This window comes from Pseudomonas sp. B8(2017), from assembly GCF_002113575.1.
Taxonomy (GTDB): Bacteria; Pseudomonadota; Gammaproteobacteria; order Pseudomonadales; family Pseudomonadaceae; genus Aquipseudomonas; species Aquipseudomonas putida_Z.
The window spans coordinates 1-1,384 of the sequence record NZ_NEIO01000049.1 but is presented as its reverse complement, the minus strand read 5'-3'; the positions used below and the strand labels follow the sequence as shown (position 1 = coordinate 1,384).

Below are 1,384 nucleotides of genomic sequence, written 5' to 3'. Positions count from 1 at the left end.
GTCCTGTAGCTGACAGGGCTCAGGCCATTGAGTTTCAGCCTGATGCGGTCATGGTTGTAGTAATGGATGTACTCCTCCAGGCCCGCCTTCAGCTGTTCGACGCTTTCAAAGCGCTTCAGGTAGAAGAACTCTGACTTCAGTGTGCCGAAGAAGCTTTCCATCGCTGCATTATCCAGACAATTACCCTTGCGAGACATGCTCTGCTTCACACCGCGCGCTGCGAGCTTATGGCGGTATTGGGGCTGCTGGTAATGCCATCCCTGGTCTGAGTGGATCACTAGCTTGGGCTTTTCACCCAACCCATCGAGCGCCTTTTCCAGCATGTTCCCGACCAAGCCATAGGTAGGCCGGCAAGCTGTTTCATAGGCGATGATCTCACCGTTGTACAAGTCCATCACGGGCGACAGGTAGAGCTTTTGCTGGGCCACTTTGAACTCAGTGACATCGGTCACCCACTTCTGGTTGGGGCGTTGCGCGACGAAATTACGCTCCAGCAAATTCATGGCCACCTTGCCGACTATGCCGCGATAGGATCGATACTTCTTCGGGCGTACAACGGACTGCAAACCAAGCTCAGCCATCAACCGTTCAATGACCTTCTTGTTGACCAAGGTCCCCTGATTCCTGATGGCAAGGGCAATGCGGCGGTAGCCATACAGCCCTTTCTCCTCGTGATAGACACGCTGCACCAACTCCTTGAGCGAGGCGTGCCTGTCCGGCTTTTGCTGGCACTTGACCTGGTAATAAAAGGTACTGCGTGCCAACCCCACCATCTGCAAGAGGTCAGGCAGCGGATATTTATGTCTGAATTTGCAGACGATCAGGGCTTTCTCGTCCGTGTTCGCTCCTTCTCCTCTCGCAGAGCCTTTAACTCCTTTAGGACATCATTCTCCATGCGCAGATACTCGAGCTCGCTCAACAACTGCTCACGAGATTTCTCTGCGTCATTGGTGTCTGTCGGCTTGATGGGCTTAATTTTCTTCGGCACGGCTGATTTTCTTTGTTTGGCGAGAGTGGCTACAGGACTGCCACTGTAGTGCTGCCGCAGCCAAATGCCTATCTGTGAGGACTGTCCAAGGTCAAAGTGCGCCGCTGTTTGGCGCAGGGACAGGCGATGCTCAAGCATGTACTTGAGCACCCGCCGCTTGAATTCCTCGGTGTAGCGGCGACCATGCGAGCGAGGGCTGAGGCTGGCATCGACTTGGTAGCCAGCAACCCAGCGCCGAAGCAGGCTGAAATCGATGCCAAAGTGTTGTGCCACCTTGCGAAAGCCCCGGCTGCCCTCTAGGTAAGCGGTGATAGCCGTGAGCTTGAACTGCTCTGTGTATTTACCCATAGATCCCCCACGGGTTGGATTGGTGTCCAACTTCTTGGGGGCAGTCCA

General features: G+C 54.7%; 1 protein-coding gene. It reads right to left on the bottom strand.

The genetic code is table 11. From position 1 onward, the window contains the following. Positions 1 to 1,336, bottom strand: a protein-coding gene (locus CAG22_RS26885) for an IS3 family transposase (protein WP_139833541.1) whose coding sequence is annotated in 2 segments (ribosomal slippage) — positions 1 to 866 and positions 869 to 1,336 — 1,334 coding nt annotated over the 2 segments. Because the reading frame shifts where the segments join, the coding sequence is not laid out codon by codon here. This gene is flagged as partial in the annotation. Between the last annotated feature and the right edge of the window lie 48 nt (positions 1,337 to 1,384).